The sequence below is a fragment of the Neorhizobium sp. CSC1952 genome, assembly GCF_030378245.1.
Classification (GTDB): domain Bacteria; phylum Pseudomonadota; class Alphaproteobacteria; order Rhizobiales; family Rhizobiaceae; genus Neorhizobium; species Neorhizobium oryzae_A.
On record NZ_CP128416.1, the window covers coordinates 3,866,501 to 3,884,034 of the forward strand.

General features: G+C 62.3%; 16 protein-coding genes. 11 read left to right on the top strand and 5 right to left on the bottom strand.

From position 1 onward, the window contains the following. Positions 1-90: 90 nt before the first annotated feature. The 7 genes from QTA58_RS18750 (at position 91) to QTA58_RS18780 (ending at position 7,398) form a co-directional block, all read left to right on the top strand. Entirely contained in the window at positions 91-1,590 is a 1,500-nt protein-coding gene (locus QTA58_RS18750; protein ID WP_085424696.1) for an amino acid permease, read from the top strand. 62 nt (positions 1,591-1,652) lie between these two features. Next, positions 1,653-3,023, top strand: coding sequence for a glutamine synthetase family protein (locus tag QTA58_RS18755; RefSeq protein ID WP_289670127.1), 1,371 nt, complete (start codon positions 1,653-1,655; stop codon positions 3,021-3,023). A gap of 81 nt (positions 3,024-3,104) precedes the next feature. Further along, the gene (locus QTA58_RS18760; protein ID WP_085424695.1) at positions 3,105-3,518 is read left to right on the top strand and encodes a helix-turn-helix transcriptional regulator; all 414 of its coding nucleotides are present in this window, start codon (positions 3,105-3,107) and stop codon (positions 3,516-3,518) included. Continuing rightward, positions 3,511-3,927, top strand: coding sequence for a type II toxin-antitoxin system VapC family toxin (locus tag QTA58_RS18765; protein ID WP_085424694.1), 417 nt, complete (start codon positions 3,511-3,513; stop codon positions 3,925-3,927). Before QTA58_RS18760 ends, QTA58_RS18765 begins: the two co-directional genes overlap by 8 nt. A 19-nt stretch (positions 3,928-3,946) precedes the next feature. Continuing rightward, positions 3,947-5,332 (top strand): aldehyde dehydrogenase family protein, encoded by a 1,386-nt coding sequence (locus QTA58_RS18770; RefSeq protein WP_289670131.1) that lies wholly within the window; start codon positions 3,947-3,949, stop codon positions 5,330-5,332. Beyond that, positions 5,329-6,474 (top strand): iron-containing alcohol dehydrogenase, encoded by a 1,146-nt coding sequence (locus QTA58_RS18775; protein ID WP_289670133.1) that lies wholly within the window; start codon positions 5,329-5,331, stop codon positions 6,472-6,474. Before QTA58_RS18770 ends, QTA58_RS18775 begins: the two co-directional genes overlap by 4 nt. Before the next feature lie 207 nt (positions 6,475-6,681). Continuing rightward, complete coding sequence (locus tag QTA58_RS18780; protein ID WP_289670135.1) at positions 6,682-7,398, top strand: ParA family protein; 717 nt, start codon at positions 6,682-6,684, stop codon at positions 7,396-7,398. A 127-nt stretch (positions 7,399-7,525) separates the two neighbouring features. Here QTA58_RS18780 and QTA58_RS18785 read toward each other — a convergent pair whose 3' ends face one another. Continuing rightward, complete coding sequence (locus QTA58_RS18785) at positions 7,526-8,914, bottom strand: L,D-transpeptidase (RefSeq protein ID WP_085424690.1); 1,389 nt, start codon at positions 8,912-8,914, stop codon at positions 7,526-7,528. Positions 8,915-9,106: 192 nt separating this feature from the next. Here QTA58_RS18785 and QTA58_RS18790 point away from each other — a divergent pair, with 192 nt between their 5' ends. From QTA58_RS18790 to QTA58_RS18800, 3 genes are all read left to right on the top strand, one after another. After that, positions 9,107-9,946 (top strand): DUF4432 family protein, encoded by an 840-nt coding sequence (locus QTA58_RS18790; RefSeq protein WP_289670138.1) that lies wholly within the window; start codon positions 9,107-9,109, stop codon positions 9,944-9,946. 76 nt (positions 9,947-10,022) lie between these two features. Continuing rightward, positions 10,023-10,361 carry a TIGR01244 family sulfur transferase gene (locus QTA58_RS18795; protein WP_085424688.1) on the top strand — a complete coding sequence of 113 codons (339 nt, stop codon included), beginning with the start codon at positions 10,023-10,025 and terminating at the stop codon, positions 10,359-10,361. Between the two features lie 71 nt (positions 10,362-10,432). Further along, positions 10,433-10,774 (top strand): RidA family protein, encoded by a 342-nt coding sequence (locus QTA58_RS18800; RefSeq protein WP_289670141.1) that lies wholly within the window; start codon positions 10,433-10,435, stop codon positions 10,772-10,774. A 61-nt stretch (positions 10,775-10,835) separates the two neighbouring features. Here QTA58_RS18800 and QTA58_RS18805 read toward each other — a convergent pair whose 3' ends face one another. From QTA58_RS18805 to QTA58_RS18820, 4 genes are read right to left on the bottom strand one after another with little or no spacing between them, the layout of a single operon-like run. Next, positions 10,836-12,497 carry a thiamine pyrophosphate-binding protein gene (locus tag QTA58_RS18805; protein WP_289670143.1) on the bottom strand — a complete coding sequence of 554 codons (1,662 nt, stop codon included), beginning with the start codon at positions 12,495-12,497 and terminating at the stop codon, positions 10,836-10,838. Beyond that, positions 12,494-13,696 (bottom strand): CaiB/BaiF CoA-transferase family protein, encoded by a 1,203-nt coding sequence (locus tag QTA58_RS18810; protein WP_289670145.1) that lies wholly within the window; start codon positions 13,694-13,696, stop codon positions 12,494-12,496. The genes QTA58_RS18805 and QTA58_RS18810 overlap by 4 nt, the downstream gene beginning before the upstream one ends. A gap of 1 nt (position 13,697) precedes the next feature. Continuing rightward, on the bottom strand, positions 13,698-14,663 hold the full coding sequence (locus tag QTA58_RS18815; protein ID WP_289670147.1) for a DMT family transporter: 966 nt from the start codon (positions 14,661-14,663) through the stop codon (positions 13,698-13,700). 54 nt (positions 14,664-14,717) lie between these two features. Further along, on the bottom strand, positions 14,718-15,713 hold the full coding sequence (locus QTA58_RS18820) for an alpha/beta hydrolase (RefSeq protein WP_289670149.1): 996 nt from the start codon (positions 15,711-15,713) through the stop codon (positions 14,718-14,720). Between the two features lie 143 nt (positions 15,714-15,856). On the opposite strand from QTA58_RS18820, the gene ettA reads away from it, so the two are divergent. Beyond that, positions 15,857-17,506, top strand: coding sequence for an energy-dependent translational throttle protein EttA (gene ettA / locus QTA58_RS18825; RefSeq protein WP_085424682.1), 1,650 nt, complete (start codon positions 15,857-15,859; stop codon positions 17,504-17,506). Positions 17,507-17,534: the final 28 nt, after the last annotated feature.

Here is a 17,534-nt window from a genome sequence, read left to right on the forward strand (position 1 = left end):
CAAAAAAGCGGGCGGTGCCAGGACATGTCGACTGGGGTGGGGCTGGCCAGAACGGCCGGCCGCCCGTTTTCTTGATCAGGAGAGAAGGGCATGGAAAGTTCATCTGCGGGCGTCAGCTACAAGAAGGCGGACGCATCCTATTTCGAAAAGCGCGGGCTCTCCCGCTATGCAGGGGTGTGGTCGCTCTGGGCGCTTGGCGTCGGGGCGGTCATTTCCGGCCATTTTTCCGGCTGGAATTTCGGTTTCTCGACGGGCGGCTGGGGCGGCATGCTGGTCGCCGGCATCATCATCGCCATCATGTATCTCGGTCTCACGTTCTCGATCGCCGAGATGAGCCCGGCATTGCCGCATACGGGCGCGGCCTATTCCTTCGCCCGCACCGCCATGGGGCCGTGGGGCGGCTTCATCACCGGGCTTTGCGAGAACGTCGAATACGTGCTGACGCCGGCGGTGATCGTCACCTTCATCACGGCCTACGTCAATTCGATCTTCGGACTCGACGCGGCCTATTCGCCGCTCATCTGGATCGTCTTCTATGCGATCTTCCTGGCATTGAACGTCTTCGGCCTTGAGCTCTCGTTCAAGGTGACGCTGGTCATCACCATCCTCTCGCTGGCGGTTCTGGTGTTCTTCTGGATCAGCGCGATCCCCAGCATGGACTTCTCCCGCTGGGCGCTGAATATCGGGGCCGGGCCGGATGGCGCGGCGGTCGAACTGCCGGAAGGCAACGGCTCGTGGTTCCCCTTCGGCTTCTCGGGCGTGCTCGCGACGCTGCCGTTCGCCGTCTGGCTGTTCCTGGCGATCGAACAGCTTCCGCTGGCGGCGGAGGAATCCGTCGATCCGAAGCGCGACATGCCGAAGGGGATCATCCTCGGAATGGTGACGCTGATGGTCTCGGCCTTCATGATCGTTCTGCTCAACCCGTCCGTGCCGGGCGTCGGTTCCTTCCATCTCGGCTCGTCGCTGGAGCCGCTGCTCGACGGCTTCAAGGCGGTCTATGGCGACGGCGGCGTCGTGGTTCTCGGCCTTGTGGCATTGACCGGCCTCATCGCCAGCTTCCACACGATCCTCTATGCGCAGGGCCGGCAGGTCTATTCGCTGTCGCGTGCCGGCTATTTTCCGACTGCGCTTTCGGTGACGCATTCGACCTACAGGACGCCCTACATCGCGATGATCACCGGTTCACTGGTCGGCCTGGCGGTCATGCTGGTGATCTGGTTCTCGCTCGGCGCGGAGCAGGGCGGCAGCGTCATCGGCAGCGTGCTCCTCAATATGGCGGTCTTCGGCGCGATGTTCTCCTACATCATGCAGGCGATCTCCTTCATCATCCTGCGCAAGAAGCTGCCGAACATCGAGCGGCCCTTCCGTTCGCCGCTCGGCATTCCCGGCGCCGTCTTGACGATCGTCATCGCGGTGGTCACGCTGCTCTACCAGATCCAGGATCCGAACTTCACCAGGGGCGTGCTGTGGGTCATCGTCTGGTTCGCCGTCGCGATCGCCTATTTCGCGATCGTCGGCCGCCACCGCCTGATCCTCTCGCCGGAAGAGGAATTCGCGATGGAGCACAAGCAGGCGGCATCGCTCGTCTGAGATTTTCCGGCGCGGCCGTAAGGCCGCGCCTCCCTTAATTTTCAAAGGAACGGATGCAGGGCATGGCTGCCAGTTATTCTTTCGACGATCTGAAGCTCGATGTCGCCGCGGGGCGTATCGACACTGTCATTGCCGCCCAGGTGGACATGCAGGGGCGGCTGATGGGCAAACGCTTCCAGGCGGAATATTTCGTCGAGAGCGCCTACAAGGAGACCCATAGCTGCAACTACCTGCTCGCCACGGACATGGAGATGGAGACGGTCTCCGGATACAAGGCGACGAGCTGGGAAAAGGGCTATGGCGACTACACGATGAAACCGGACCTCTCGACGCTCAGGAAGCTGCCCTGGCTCGAAGGCACGGCACTCGTCATCTGCGACGTGCTCGACCATCATACCCATGAGGAAGTTCCGCATTCCCCCCGCGCCATCCTGAAGAAGCAGGTGAAGCGGCTTGAGGCCATGGGCATGACGGCCTTCATGGCGACCGAGCTGGAGTTCTTCCTGTTCGATCAGACCTATGACAGCGCCCGCGAAGGCGGGTATCGCGATCTCAAGCTCGCCAGCGCCTATAACGAGGACTATCACATCTTCCAGACGACCAAGGAAGAGGACGTGATGCGGGCGATCCGCACCGGCCTGCAGGGCGCGGGCATCCCGGTCGAGAACTCCAAGGGCGAGGCATCTGCCGGCCAGGAGGAGATCAACGTCCGCTACGCAGACGCGCTCGCCATGGCCGACCGCCACGCCATCATCAAGAATGCCTGCAAGGAGATCGCCTGGCAAAAGGGCAAGGCCGTAACCTTTCTCGCCAAGTGGAATTACGGTGCCGCCGGCAGTTCCTCCCACATCCATCAGTCTCTCTGGAGCGCAGACGGCGCGACGCCGCTTTTCTTCGACGAAGCCGGCGAGCACGGCATGTCCGAGACCATGAAGCATTACATGGCCGGGCTGCTCACCCATGCGAGCGAAATCACCTATTTCCTGGCGCCCTACATCAATTCCTACAAGCGCTTCATGGCCGGCACCTTCGCCCCGACCAAGGCCATCTGGTCGAAGGACAACCGCACAGCTGGTTACCGCCTCTGCGGCGAAGCTACCCGAGGCATCCGCGTCGAATGCCGCGTCGGCGGCTCCGACCTCAATCCCTATCTCGCCATGGCGGCGCTGATCGCAGCCGGTATCGACGGCATCGAAAAGAAGATGGAGCTGGAGCCCGCCTTCGTCGGTGACGCCTATGGCGGCAAGGGTGTGCGGGAGATCCCGCGGACGCTGCGAGACGCGATCGGCATCCTGAACGGCTCCGAAATGTTGCGCTCGGCCTTCGGCAACGACGTCATCGACCACTATGTCCGGGCCGGCCTCTGGGAGCAGGAGGAATACGACCGCCGCGTGACGGACTGGGAAGTGGCGAGGGGTTTCGAAAGGGCGTGATGTTGCGATTTTGTTGCGTTTTTGATATAGAAATTCGCAACACTGTGGGATTTCCTAACGTGTTGGACGGAGTCTCGACTCATGGCGCAAAAATACCCGATCGATACGGACTGGTTTCTTGGACAGCTTGAAAAGCGAAATATGAACCAGAGTGATTTGGCGCGTCACCTCAATCGTCACCGAAGCGCAGTTACCCATCTGTTGAGAGGTAACCGTCGCATGACTGCCGCGGAGCAGGACGAGATCGCGCGCATCTTCGGTGTAAGCGTTGAAGAGGTAGCAGCGCATCGTGGCCACCCGACTGCCGGTTTTGAGGAGCGAAAGCAGAAAGCGTACTCGACCGGGTTCGGCTCCCCGGCCAAGGATGTCCCGGTGGAGGATCTTCCCGACCATCCCATCTTTGGCTGCATGGCAGGCACGATTACCGTCATGCCCGGCGTCGATCTTACCGAGCCGATGGATTTCGAATGGGGCGAGAAGCTCTATAATGAATAGCGGCTACCTGATCGACACATGCGGAGTAATCTGGCTCACTCAAAAACAGCCGTTAGCGCAAGAAGCCAGATTTGCACTTCGCCGTGCCTGGCATGAGAATATACCCGTGTTCGTTTCGGCGGTTACCGCATGGGAGATGGGGATGCTCGTCGCACGGGGGCGCATTTCGGAAACGAAGTCCGCGTTGAAATGGTATCGGGACTTTCTATCCGGCGCTCACGTTGGGGAACAGGATGTTTCGGCTGAGATATTCATTGCCTCCTCCGTTCTGCCCCAACTGGCCCACAAAGACCCTATCGACCGTATCCTGATCGCAACTGCGCGGGAGCATGACCTGACTATCATTACGCGCGATCGCGCGATCCTTGCTTATGGCGCGGCGGGGCATGTCCGCACGCTGGCCTGTTGATCTGCTGGAGTAGGTTTACATGACGATGATCCAATGTATCTCGCCGGTCGACGGCTCGGTCTATGCCGAACGTCCGGCAATGCCGCTGGAAGATGCGGTAGAGGCCGTGGGCCGCGCCCGCAGGGCGCAGAAAGCCTGGGCCAGGCGGCCGCTCGAAGAGCGCGCCCAGCTCGTGCTGAAGGGCGTCGCCCGTCTCAACGAGATGGCGGACGAGGTCGTGCCGGAGCTTGCCTGGATGATGGGCCGGCCGGTGCGTTACGGCGGCGAGTTCAAGGGGTTCAACGAGCGCTCCAACTATGTCGCGTCGATCGCCGCGGAGGCGCTCGCGCCGATCCGGATCGAAGACAGCGCCACGTTCGAGCGTCGCATCGAGCGCGAGTCGCATGGGGTCGTCTTCGTCATCGCGCCCTGGAACTACCCGTACATGACGGCCATCAACACGGTCGCGCCGGCACTGATGGCCGGCAATGCGGTCGTCATCAAGCACGCGTCCCAGACGCTGCTCGTAGGCGAGCGCCTTGTCCGGGCCTTTGTCGAGGCCGGCGTTCCCGAAGATGTCTTCCAGAACCTCTTCCTCGACCACGAGACGACGGCGAAGCTCATTTCGCAGGGGCTTTTCAACTTCATCAACTTCACGGGTTCGGTCGAGGGCGGCCGGTCGATCGAGCGGGCCGCCGCCGGCACCTTCACCGGCATCGGCCTCGAACTCGGCGGCAAGGATCCCGGCTACGTGACGGAGGATGCCGATCTCGACGCGGCCGTCGACGTGCTGATGGACGGTGCGACCTACAATTCCGGGCAGTGCTGCTGCGGCATCGAGCGCATCTATGTGCACGAGTCTCTTTATGACGATTTCGTCGAGAAGTCGGTCGCCTGGGTCTCGAACTACAAGCTCGGCAATCCGCTCGACAAGGACACGACGCTCGGGCCGATGGCCAACAAGCGGTTTGCCAAGGTGGTGCGCGAGCAGATCGCCGATGCCGTCGCGAAGGGCGCCAGGGCGCTCATCGATCCGAAGCTTTTCCCGGCCGACGACGGCGGTGCCTATCTCGCGCCGCAGATCCTCGTCGATGTCGATCATTCCATGCCGTTCATGCGCGAGGAGACCTTCGGGCCTGCGGTCGGCATCATGAAAGTGAAGGACGACGGAGAGGCGATCGGCCTGATGAACGACAGCCGGTATGGTCTTACCGTCTCGCTCTGGACGAAGGATGCGGATCGGGCGGCGAAGATCGGGCGTGAGCTCGAAACCGGCACGGTCTTCATGAACCGCGCCGATTATCTCGATCCCGCGCTCGTCTGGACCGGCGTCAAGGAGACCGGGCGAGGTGGCTCGCTCTCCGTCCTCGGCTTCCACAACCTGACCCGCCCGAAATCCTATCACCTGAAGAAGGTCACGAAATGAATATCGTCGCGAACTGGAGCTATCCGACCGCCGTCAAGCTGGGCAGGGGGCGCATCAAGGAATTGGCGGATGCCTGCAAGACGCTGGGCCTGAAGAAGCCGCTGCTCGTCACCGACCGGGGACTGGCCTCGATGGCGATTACCGCCCATGCGCTCGACGTCCTCGCCGATGCCGGTCTCGGCCGAGCCATCTTCTCCGAGGTCGATCCGAATCCGAACGAGAAGAATCTCGAAGCCGGCGTCAAGGCTTACAAAGAGGGCGGTCACGACGGCGTCGTGGCTTTCGGCGGGGGCTCCGGCCTCGACCTCGGCAAGCTGATCGCCTTCATGGCAGGCCAGACGCGGCCGGTCTGGGATTTCGAGGATATCGGCGACTGGTGGACACGGGCGGACGCTTCGAAGATTGCGCCGATCATTGCGGTGCCGACTACCGCCGGCACGGGCTCGGAGGTCGGCCGGGCAGGGGTGCTCACCAATTCCGAAACGCATGTGAAGAAGATCATCTTCCATCCGAAGATGCTGCCGGGCGTCGTCATCTGCGATCCGGAACTCACCATGGGCATGCCGAAGGCGATCACAGCCGGCACCGGCATGGACGCGTTCGCCCATTGCCTGGAAGCCTATTCTTCGCCCTTCTATCATCCGATGTCGGGCGGCATCGCGCTCGAAGGCATGCGGCTGGTCAAGGAATTCCTGCCTAGGGCCTACAGGGACGGCGCGGATCTCGAAGCGCGCACCAACATGATGTCGGCAGCCGCCATGGGGGCGGTCGCCTTCCAGAAGGGGCTCGGCGCTATCCACTCGCTCTCGCATCCGATCGGCGCGGTCTACAACACCCATCACGGCATGACCAACGCGGTCGTCATGCCGCCGGTGCTCCGCTTCAACCGGCCGGCGATCGAGGAGAAGATCGCGCGTGCGGCCGCCTATCTCGGCATTCCGGGCGGCTTCGACGGTTTCTATGACTACGTGCTTTCGCTGCGATCGGAACTCGGCGTGCCGGAGAACCTCACGGCCATGGGGATCAAACCGGATCGAATCGACGAACTGACGGCCATGGCGATCGAAGATCCGAGCTGCGGCGGCAATCCCGTCCCGATGACATTGGAGAACACGAAAGCGCTTTTCCTCGACTGCTTCTGAATTCGGGTGAGTTTGCATCGACGAAGACCAGGAGGAAAAACTCCTGGTCTTTCCGTATCTTGAAGGTGGACGCTAAATCTCCTTGCTGATTTTCACGATGTTCAAATTAACAATTCGTTAACCATGCTTGGCGAAGGATGGCCTTCCTGACACCATGCCTTCGGTGTCCTTCGAGCGATGCGGCTCGCGACCCTTCGAGGACCGAAAATGCCTGTAATCTCCTTTGCCAATGCCAAGGGTGGCGCCGGAAAGACCACGGCGGCACTCATGCTCGCCACCGAACTTGCCCATCAGGGCTTTCGCGTCACCGTCATCGATGCCGATCCGCAGCGCTGGATCAGCCAATGGTGCGAAATCTCCGGTCCCGTCCGCAATATCGACGTCGTTTCCGAGGTCACGGTCGCATCGCTCCAGTGTCATCTGCGCGAGCTGGCGCCGCGCACCGATTATTTCATCATCGATCTTGCCGGAGCCCGCGACGCGATCGTCACGACCGCGATCGGCCTTTCCGATCATGTGATGATCCCGGTTCAGGGTTCCGCCATGGATGCCAAGGGGGCGGCGCAGATCCTCGATCTCCTTTCCTTCCTCAAGGACAAGGCCAATCTCGATATCGCCCATTCCGTCGTTCTGACGCGGGTGACTTCCATGGTCACCACCAAGGCCCTGCTGACCATCAAGGGCCTGCTTGCCGCGCGTGGCGTCAATGTGCTGGACACGCCGATCGGCGAACGCATCGCCTTCAAGGAGCTTTTCGAGACCGGCGGCACGCTTCATACGCTCGATCCGGCGAAGGTCAGCAATCTCGACAAGGCGAGAGAGAATGCCGGTGCCTTCGCGAAAGAGGTTTTAGGCCTGATGCCGGTCAAGATCACCCGGTCCGCCGCATCCCGCCTCTTCGGATTGGGGCGCAACGCCGCTTGAGGCGGATCATCCAAATCCTGTTCAGCCCAGGATTTTCCCGCGCGGCCGGCTCGAAAGTACCGGCCGCGTTTGCTTTGGGGAAACAAGCGCGCTGGGTGCAGTCGGCGAGGTTCGCGAAACGCCGCGCCTATTCGACGAATTCGACGGTCGTGCCCGGTTTCACCATCTTGGCAAGTTCCGTCGCATCCCAGTTGGTCAGGCGCACGCAGCCGTGGCTGTTCGTCTTGCCGATCTTGGACGGCTCCGGCGTGCCGTGGATGCCGTAGGTCGGCTTGGAAAGCGCGATCCAGACGTTGCCCACCGGACCGTTCGGGCCCGGCGGAATCTGCAGGATCTGGTCATTGTTGCCCTGCTTGAAGTTGATCTTGGGATTGTAGGTATAGCCCGGATCGAGCGCGATGCGTTCGACGGCATGTGTTCCGGTCGGCGAAGGCGTGTCGGTCGAGCCGATCGTCGCCGGATAGGCGGCGATGAGGTGACCGTCGGCGCCGTAAGCGAAGACCTGCTTCTTGCTCTTGTCGGCGACGATACGGGTTACCTCTCCCTTCTTCGGCTGGCCCGGGTTGATGACCTTGATGATCGTGCCGGGGATCGTGAAATCCGCATTCGGATTGAGCGCCTTCAGATAGTTCTCGTCCATGTGGAACTGCTCGGCGAGCTTTTCGGTCACCGATGTGTAGGACATGGCAGGCAGTTGCGCCTTGTGGGCATAGTCTTCCGGGATGGCCGCGACATAGGGGCCGGCGGCATCGGCTGCCGTGATCGTGTAATCTATGATCGGCAGGCCGCCGGAATAGGTCAGGCGCTGCATGATGTCTTCGGAATTGTTGGGATCGAGCGTCTCGCCGGTCATTTCCTGCCAGGCGGCGATCGCCTTGTTGACGTTGTCGCCGAGATGCCCGTCGATCACCCCCGGCGAGATGCCTTCGCGATCCAGAAAGACCTGGAGCGCCGCGATCTCGGCCCGCGGCTTCTTGGTCACTGCGATGATCGGCTTCTCCGGCTGCAGCGGCTCCTGCAACCGCTGATCGGGCTCGATCGATGCTTCCTGCGGATAGCCGGAATCCATGCCGGGCATCGGCTGATCGTCGAGCGGCATGCGGGTCACCGAACCCTCTCCGGGGATCGCGCCGGTGACGGCGCCCGGTTCGCCCGGCCGGTATTCGCGGTAGTCCCGATAGCCGTAGCCGTCCCGGTAGCCGCCCGCATCGCGGAAATTGCGGTATCCGCCGGGAGCCGGAGGATATTCGTCGGCTCGGGCCGGCCGGTAGGTTTCCTGCCGGATCTCCGTCGCCACGACATTGCCATAGCGATCGATGAATACTCGTCTGCCCATGCCGTCGCGGCTGATGACCACGTTGCGGTCGGGGATGTAATCGAGAATGGCCCCGTCGGGCGCGACGAGGATCGTTTCGGAGGGATAACGGTCGTACCGGCTTTGCGCTTCCGCAGGAGTGATGCCCTGGGCCGCGGTTGCAACGACGAGGCTGACGCTTGCGAAAATTAGGCGCTTCACGATCTCACCGACTTCCTTGTTTCTCTCACACGTAATCGGGAAATCGGCTCTTCGTTCCCGCCCCGTGTGCCTATCGCCACAGACAAAGTAAATTTGACGGTAGTGTGGAAAAAGTGAATTCGTAATGAACCTATCGTTAAATTCGCATCACGATCGGGTAAAAGCGCTGACGAAACCGTGAAGGGAATGATTATGAAGGCGTTTTCCGCTGCCAACGGTCCGAAGCTTTTCCTCGACGAGACTTCCGTACTCGATATCGGCGGCTGTTTCGTCGGCGACACGGACCTCTCTCCGGGCCGGGCTATCCCCGACGACGGCGATCCGCGAATCGATCACTCGCTCGAAGGGTTTCTTTTCACCTGCGGTCCGGATCATATCCGCCATCCCGAACCGATCGAGGCGAGGCAAGACGGCAGGAAATATCCGCTGCACGGCTCCTTCTCGTCGCATCCCGCCGAAATCCTTTTCTGGGATGCGCAGGGGGATGATGCCGAATGCCGCGCCCGCGTGCGGGTCACCATGGCGACCGGCGAGCCTGCGCTGCTCGAGCGCCATTGGCGCATCGACGGCGAGACTGGCGAGGTGAGCCTCTCCGACAAGGTGATCAATACGGGCAGGAAGCCGTTCGCGCCCGTGCATATGTACCATATGAATATCGGCGCCTGGCTGTTCGACGATCATGTCCGGCTCACCGGAAAGATGCTGGAGGGCGGGGGCTTTCCGTGGACCTTCGGCAAGGATCCCGGCGGCGTCTTCTGCGTCCCGGCGGCAGGGGCCGGCGAGCCGTGGGCGGAAATCGCGCTCGGCCCGATCGCCGCCATCGGCGGGCTGACGCTGAAGGTGAAATTCAGGGCGGATACGCTGCCGCACCTCCAGATCTGGCGCAACCAGAAAGCGCCGGCGCATGTGCTCGGCATCGAGCCGGTCTCGCATCGCGGCGCCAGCCGATACGAGCTTGCGGAAAAGGGCGAGCTCGGTTTGCTGAAACCCGGCGAAAGCATCGAATACGGCCTGCGCTTCAGCTTCGGCTGATCTCCCGCCGTCCCCGTGATTGACGCCCTTGCGGCGCCATCGTAATGCTTGCCCCTCAATGAACGGAGGTTGCACCATGGATATCCGACAGATCAACGACGAATATTCCGTCACCGGTCAGATCACCGTCGAGGACCTCGACCAGATCAAGGCCATGGGCTTCAAGTCCATCGTCTGCCATCGCCCCGACGACGAAGAGCCGGGCCAGCCGCATTACGCCGAAATCGCTGCGCGGGCCGAGGAACTCGGCCTAGACATCCGCCATATTCCGGTCGGCCGAATGGGCGTCGATGCCGAGGGCGTGCAGGCCATGGTCGACGCGCTCGACGAGTTCCCGCGCCCGATGCTGGGCTTCTGCCGCTCCGGCGCCCGCTCGACGGCGATCTACGAAAAGAGCCAGCACATCCGCGGCTGAGATTTTTCGCCGCCTCGTGCGTTCGAGCATGGGGCCTCTTCCGCAGCTCATTTCATTTCAGGAGCATTTCCATGAGCATCAAGCGCATCGAGCCGGGCGCCCGCATGAGCGGCGCCGTCATCCACGGCAACACGGTCTATCTCGCCGGTCAGGTCGGCGAGGGGGAGACCGTCACCGAGCAGGCGAAGGACGCGCTGGCCGAAGTCGACCGCCTGCTCGCCGCCGCCGGCACCGACAAGACGAAGATCCTGCAGACAATCATCTATCTCTCGGACATCGCCTATTTCGGCGAGATGAACGCCGTCTGGGAAGCCTGGATCGACCCCGCCAACCCGCCGGCCCGCGCCACCAGCGAAGCCAAGCTTGCCGCGCCGAAATATAAGGTCGAGTTCATCGTCACGGCAGCACTCTGACGTGACGTCAGCCGAATCAAGAAAGCCGGCCATCGTTTTGATAGGCCGGCTTTTTGTCTTCTTAGGCCTTATTCCGGATCTGCGTCAGTGTCCGTGTCGGGGTGATCGCTTCCGGATCGAGCCTGACCTCGATGATCGAGGGCTTGCCGCTGGCGCGGGCGCGCAGATAGGCAGGGCCGAAATCCTCCGTCCTCTCCACCAGTTCGCCATATCCGCCGAAAGCTTGCGCATAGGCCACGAAATCCGGATTGACGAGATCGGTCGCGCTGACGCGTCCCGGATATTCGCGCTCCTGATGCATGCGGATCGTGCCGTAGATGCCGTTGTTCACGAGAACGGTGATGATCGGCAGTCCGTAGCGCACGGTGGTTATGAATTCCTGCCCGTGCATCATGAAGCAGCCGTCGCCCGCGAAGCATACGACCTCGCGCTCGGGGAAAAGCTGCTTGGCGGCAACCGCCGCCGGCAAGCCGTAGCCCATCGAGCCGGAGGTCGGGGCGGACTGGGTATTGTATTTCCGGAAACGATGGAAGCGGTGCAGCCAGGTGGCGTAGTTGCCGGCGCCGTTGGTGAAGATCGCGTCGTCCGGCACGTTCTCCTCGATCCACGTCATGATCGGCCCCATCTTCACGGGCCCCGGACCGTCTTCCGGCGGCTTCGACCATTTGAGGTAGGACTCGTGCATAGCGCCCGTGCGCTCGCTCCAGGCCGGCGAGGCGGGTGCTTCCAGCTCCTTCAGGGCGGCGACGAATTCCGCCGGCGCCGCGCAGATCGCGAGATCCGGGCGGTAGAGGCGGCCGAGTTCCTCCGGATCGGGGAAGATATGGACCAGCTTCTGCTTCGGATAGGGGATGTCGATCAGCGTGTAGCTCGACGACGGCATTTCAGACATGCGGCTGCCGAGCAGTACGAGAAGATCCGCCTCCTTGATCTCCCTGGCGAGCGCCGGATTGATGCCGATCCCGACATCGCCGGCATAGGAAGGATGAAGGTGGTCGAACAGCATCTGACGGCGGAAGGAACAGCCGACCGGCACCCGGAAGCGGGCGGCGAAGTCGGCAAAGTCCCTATGTGCCTCTTCGCTCCAGCGTGTGCCGCCGACGATGAACATCGGCCGCCTGGCTTCCTTCAGCGCCTTTTCGAAGGCGTCGATCTGGCTTTTGCCGGGATGGCTTTCGATCCGTGTATACGGCTGGGCTTCCGGCGCTTCCACCTCCTCGACCAGCATGTCTTCCGGCAGGGTCAGCACGACCGGGCCGGGCCGGCCGGAAGTGGCGACCGCAAACGCGCGGGTGACGAATTCCGGAATGCGGCGGGCGTCGTCGATCTCGCCCACCCATTTGGCGAATTCAGTGAAGGCGCGGCGATATTCGACTTCCTGGAAGGCTTCCCTCTCGCGCATGTCGCGGGCGACCTGACCGACGAAGAGGATCATCGGGATCGAATCCTGTCGGGCGACGTGCAGGCCAGCCGAGGCATTGGTCGCGCCGGGGCCGCGGGTCACCATGCAGATGCCGGGTTCGCCGGTCAGCCGGCCCCAGCTGTCGGCCATCATCGCCGCGCCGCCTTCCTGGCGGCAGACGAGCACGCCGATGCCGCTCTCGTAAAGCGCGTCGAGCACGGCGAGATAGCTTTCGCCGGGAACGCAGGAAATGCGTTTGACGCCGTTCGCCTTCAGCGCCTCGACGATGAGTTGCCCTCCGGTTTTCGTGGCGCTCTTCATGTCTGCTTCCCCCTCGTTTCGATATTTTCCAGTTCGGCCAGCACGTCCGCCGTATGCTCACCGAGCGCCGGGCTCGGCCGACGATAGGTGAGCGGCGTCTCGGACAAGACGATCGGGCTGCGGACGCCGGGGATGACCGTGCCGTCCGCCGCTTCCAGGTCGATCCTGAGCCCGCGGGCCTTGACCTGGTGGTCGTCGAACATTTCCGCGATCGAGTTGATCGGCCCGGCCGGTACGGCATTCTCGCCGCAGGCCGCGAGCAGTTCGGCCTTTTTCCATTTCGCTGTCTGCGCAAGGATCAGCCGGCGAACCTCGCCGCGATTGGCGACGCGTGCCTTGTTGGTCGCGAAACGCTCGTCGTCGGCGATTGCCTCCATGCCGAGGATGCGGCAGAGCCGCCGGAACTGCCCGTCATTGCCGACCGCGAGGATCAGGTGACCGTCCTGCGTCGGTATGACCTCGTAGGGCGAGATGTTCGGATGCGCGTTGCCGAGCTTTTCCGGTGCGATACCCGAGATCAGGTAGTTCATGTTCTGATTGGCGAGGATGCCGGCCTGGACGTCGAGCAGTGCCATGTCGATGTGCTGCCCTTTGCCGGACTTCATGGCATGGATCAACGCGGCCTGGATCGCCGTCACGGCATAGATGCCGGTAAAGATGTCGGCGATGGCGACGCCTGCCTTCATCGGCTCGCCTTCAGGTTCTCCGGTGATCGACATGAAGCCGGACATGCCTTGGACGATGTAATCATAGCCGGCCAGATTGGCATAGGGGCCGTCCTGGCCGAAGCCGGTGATCGAGCAATAGATCAGCTTCGGATTGATCTTTCGAAGGCTCTCGTAGTCGAGGCCGTATTTCGCCAGTCCTCCGAGCTTGAAGTTCTCGATCAGCACATCGGCAGTGGCCGCGAGGCGGCGGACGATCTCCTTGCCCTCTTCGGTCTTCAGGTCGACGGCGATCGATCGCTTGCCGCGGTTTGTGGAATGGTAATAGGCGGCCGAGAGGTTCTCGCCGTTCTTTCCCTCGACAAAGGGCGGTCCCCAGGCGCGGGTGTCGTCGCCGCCGTCCGGATTCTCCACCTTGATCACGTCTGCCCCCATGTCCGCCAGCATCTGCCCTGCCCATGGGCCGGCGAGCACGCGGGCAAGCTCGATGACGCGGATGCCGGAAAGCGGCGGTTTCTTGCTCGTTTGGTTCATGTCATGGAGCCACGGTTGACTTGGCGGTGCCGGTCACGGGCTTCGACGAAGCCGCGCGGCGTTCCCGCCAGATGATGTAAAGGCCGGAGCCGATGATGATCGAAATGCCGAGCCATTTCATCGGGTCGGGAAAATCGCCGAAGACCAGCCAGCTGAACAGCGTTGCCGAGACGATTTCGAAATACTGCATGGGCGCAATGACGGAGGCCGGGGCAGCACGGTAGGCATAGACGGCAAGGATGCCGGAGAGGGCGGCGAATGCGCCGACGCAGACGAGCCAGGTGAGCGTCAGCCCGTCCGGTATGGAAGGCGCCAGGAAAGCGATGCCGGTCCGGTCGCCGATCAGAAGCAGCAGGCCGGAGATCGGAATGCCCCAGAGCGCCATCTGGAATTGCATCGACCACGGGTCCTCCCGAAGCGCCAGCGCCCGGGTCAGCAGCGCGAAGATTGCGACACCGAAGGCGGTGACGATCGGCAGTATCGCCACGTAGCCGATTTCTTCGAAGCTCGGGCGGATGACGACCAATGCGCCTAGAAAGCCGACGGCACAGGCCGTGTAGCGACGCCAGCCGATGGTTTCCTTGAGAAAGATGCTGGAAAGCACCGTCAGGATGATCGGTTCGACGAAGAAAATCGCGACCGCATCGGCAACTTCCATCACGGCGAGCGTCGCGACGAAGCAGATCATGGAGAGCGTGATCACCGCTGCGCGGATCATGTGATAGAAGCTCAGCCGCCACGAAAAGACGCGCCACAATCCGTTCCACAGTACGATCGGCAGCATGAACAGTGCCTGGAAGACAAAGCGGCCGGCCGTGATGAATGTGGGGGAGGCAGTGTCCGTCGCGAGCTTGGAAAAGATGTCGATGAAAGGCGCCACCAGCATGGCGAGGACCATCAGGCCGAGACCGTGGACGATTCGGGTCTCGGCAGGCTGGGCGGCAAGGCTTGCAGGCGGCGAACTCATGGATTTCCTATAGCGGCGCGGCGGGCCGGAAGCACTTGAATAAATGTCATGAACTCATTCCCTTTCCGATTGGGCCCTTTCCGATTGGCTCCTTTCTGATTGAGCGGTTTCCAGTGCAGCGGCCGGCGGCGGGGAGAGGGCGGTTTGCGCCCAGGCGGCGAATTCGGCGGTGGCGCGGGCGCGCACCGTGTCGTTCAGCGTCTCGTGTCGCGTGGCGGGCCAGACCTTGGCCGTCACATCTGAGAAGCCGTTCTTTCTGAAATGTTCGGAAAGCCGGAGGATTTCGCGGCCGCCGTTGGTCGCCGGGTCTTCGGCGCCGCCGATCAGATGGATCGGCAGGTTCTTCCGCAGCCGGCCGATCAGCTTTGGGGCACGGAAGGTCAGTTCGAAAAGGTCGAGCCAGAGCGAGACGCTGGCGTTAAAACCGCAGAGCGGGTCGGCGATATAGGCGTCGACGACATCGCGGTCGTGGCTCAGCCAGTCGAATTCCGTGCGGTGGCCGGGGATGGATTTGCCCCAGGCGCCGAAGGTGAGCTTCGGCAGGAGGCCGCTCGGCACGTCGGAACCCTTCAGTGCCTTCTCTGCCAGCAGGAGGGCCTGGGCCGCGCGACCGGCCAGGCCTGGATGGAAGTTCGAGTTCCAGACCGCGATCGCATCGAAACTGTCGGGAAAGTCGATGGCAGCGTTAAGAGCGATCAATCCGCCCATGGAGTGGCCGAAGAGCAGGACCGGCAGGCCGGGAGAAGCCTCCGCCGCCATGTCGCGGATCGCCTTCACGTCCTCCAGAACCAGCTGTATGCCGCCGCGCCTGGCGAAACGGCCGATCGGCGCGTCCGGCGCCGTCGTTTCCCCGTGGCCGCGATGGTCGAACGCATAGACATGGAAGCCGTGCCCGGCCATCTTCTCCGCAAAGGCCTCATAGCGTCGGGAATGTTCCGCAAGCCCGTGAGAGATCACGAGGATGCCGCGCTGCGGCTCCTGCGCCCGCTGATAGTGATAGGCGAGGCTGGCGCCCGTCGGGTTTTCCAGCCGCCTCGTTTCGCCAAACATTCTGTCCTCCCGACCCTCTCGCATCCACTTATGCGCAATTTTCTTGGCTTCCCATCGGATTTTTCCGAAAAGCGCTTCACACTTTTCGGTTCGATGCACTACATAGCGGCAAACGGAAGATCCCCCGCGGAGCAGTTTATCCAATGGCACGTCAATTCATTTATCACATGGCCGGCCTCAACAAGGCCTACGGCAACAAGAAGGTTTTGGAAAACATCCATCTTTCCTTCTATCCCGATGCGAAGATCGGCATCCTCGGTCCGAACGGCGCAGGTAAGTCGACCGTGCTGCGCATCATGGCCGGGCTCGACAAGGAATTCACCGGCGAAGCCTGGCTCGCCGAAGGCGCCACCCTCGGCTACCTGCCGCAGGAACCGCAGCTCGATGCGTCGAAGGACGTCATGGGCAACGTCATGGAAGGCGTCGCCGACAAGAAGGCGATCCTCGACCGCTACAACGAGCTGATGATGAACTATTCCGACGAGACGGCGGAAGAGGGCGCCAAGCTGCAGGACGTCATCGACAGCCAGAACCTCTGGGACCTCGAAAGCCAGGTCGAGATGGCGATGGACGCGTTGCGCTGCCCGCCGGGCGACGCTTCGGTGGACAATCTTTCGGGCGGCGAGAAACGCCGCGTGGCCCTCTGCAAGCTGCTTCTGTCGCAGCCGGACCTGCTGCTGCTCGACGAACCGACCAACCACCTCGACGCCGAAACCATTGCCTGGCTCGAAAAGCATCTGCGCGAATATCCCGGCGCCGTGCTGATGATCACCCACGACCGCTACTTCCTCGACAACGTCACGGGCTGGATCCTCGAACTCGACCGGGGCCGCGGCATCCCTTACGAAGGCAATTACTCGGCCTATCTACAGGCGAAGGCCAAGCGCATGGCCCAGGAAGGCCGTGAGGAGGCCGCCCGCCAGAAGGCGCTTTCCCGCGAGCAGGAATGGATCGCATCGAGCCCGAAGGCCCGCCAGGCGAAGTCGAAGGCCCGTATCCGCGCCTATGACGAGCTGGTCAAGGCCGCCGAGGACCGGCGTCCCGGCGAAGCCCAGATCATCATCCCCGTCGGCGAGCGTCTCGGCCAGGTGGTGATCGAAGCCGAGAACATCTCGAAGAGCTACGGCGACCGGGTGCTCTTCGAAAACCTCACCTTCAAGCTGCCGCCCGGCGGCATCGTCGGCGTCATCGGCCCGAACGGCGCCGGCAAGACGACGCTTTTCCGCCTGATCACCGGCCAGGAAAAGCCGGATAGCGGCGATATCCGCATCGGCGACACCGTTCATCTCGGCTATGTCGACCAGAGCCGCGATTCGCTCGAGGGCAACAAGACCGTGTGGGAGGAGATCTCCGGCGGCAACGACATCATCAAGCTTGGCAAGCACGAGATGAATTCGCGCGCCTATTGCGGCGCCTTCAACTTCAAGGGCGGCGACCAGCAGCAAAAGGTCGGCACGCTGTCCGGCGGCCAGCGGAACCGCGTGCATCTCGCCAAGATGCTGAAAGCCGGCGGCAACGTCATCCTGCTCGACGAACCGACCAACGACCTCGATACGGAAACGCTGTCGGCGCTCGAGGATGCGCTGGAGAACTTTGCGGGCTGCGCGGTCATCATCAGCCACGATCGCATGTTCCTCGACCGCCTTGCCACGCATATCCTCGCCTTCGAGGGCGACAGCCATGTCGAATGGTTCGAAGGCAATTTCGAGGATTACGAGGCCGACAAGATCCGCCGCCTCGGCGCGGATTCGGTCAATCCGAAGCGGGTCACCTACAAGCGCCTTACCCGCTGATTTCTTCAGTCTCGCCTGAACAAAACCC

Excerpts from the sequence above, each read along its gene's own strand:
- QTA58_RS18750 (WP_085424696.1), top strand. The coding sequence starts at position 91 with ATGGAAAGTTCATCTGCGGGCGTCAGCTACAAGAAGGCGGACGCATCC.
- QTA58_RS18755 (WP_289670127.1), top strand. The coding sequence starts at position 1,653 with ATGGCTGCCAGTTATTCTTTCGACGATCTGAAGCTCGATGTCGCCGCG.
- QTA58_RS18760 (WP_085424695.1), top strand. The coding sequence starts at position 3,105 with ATGGCGCAAAAATACCCGATCGATACGGACTGGTTTCTTGGACAGCTT.
- QTA58_RS18765 (WP_085424694.1), top strand. The coding sequence starts at position 3,511 with ATGAATAGCGGCTACCTGATCGACACATGCGGAGTAATCTGGCTCACT.
- QTA58_RS18770 (WP_289670131.1), top strand. The coding sequence starts at position 3,947 with ATGACGATGATCCAATGTATCTCGCCGGTCGACGGCTCGGTCTATGCC.
- QTA58_RS18775 (WP_289670133.1), top strand. The coding sequence starts at position 5,329 with ATGAATATCGTCGCGAACTGGAGCTATCCGACCGCCGTCAAGCTGGGC.
- QTA58_RS18780 (WP_289670135.1), top strand. The coding sequence starts at position 6,682 with ATGCCTGTAATCTCCTTTGCCAATGCCAAGGGTGGCGCCGGAAAGACC.
- QTA58_RS18790 (WP_289670138.1), top strand. The coding sequence starts at position 9,107 with ATGAAGGCGTTTTCCGCTGCCAACGGTCCGAAGCTTTTCCTCGACGAG.
- QTA58_RS18795 (WP_085424688.1), top strand. The coding sequence starts at position 10,023 with ATGGATATCCGACAGATCAACGACGAATATTCCGTCACCGGTCAGATC.
- QTA58_RS18800 (WP_289670141.1), top strand. The coding sequence starts at position 10,433 with ATGAGCATCAAGCGCATCGAGCCGGGCGCCCGCATGAGCGGCGCCGTC.
- QTA58_RS18805 (WP_289670143.1), bottom strand. The coding sequence starts at position 12,497 with ATGAAGAGCGCCACGAAAACCGGAGGGCAACTCATCGTCGAGGCGCTG.
- QTA58_RS18810 (WP_289670145.1), bottom strand. The coding sequence starts at position 13,696 with ATGAACCAAACGAGCAAGAAACCGCCGCTTTCCGGCATCCGCGTCATC.
- QTA58_RS18815 (WP_289670147.1), bottom strand. The coding sequence starts at position 14,663 with ATGAGTTCGCCGCCTGCAAGCCTTGCCGCCCAGCCTGCCGAGACCCGA.
- QTA58_RS18820 (WP_289670149.1), bottom strand. The coding sequence starts at position 15,713 with ATGTTTGGCGAAACGAGGCGGCTGGAAAACCCGACGGGCGCCAGCCTC.
- ettA (WP_085424682.1), top strand. The coding sequence starts at position 15,857 with ATGGCACGTCAATTCATTTATCACATGGCCGGCCTCAACAAGGCCTAC.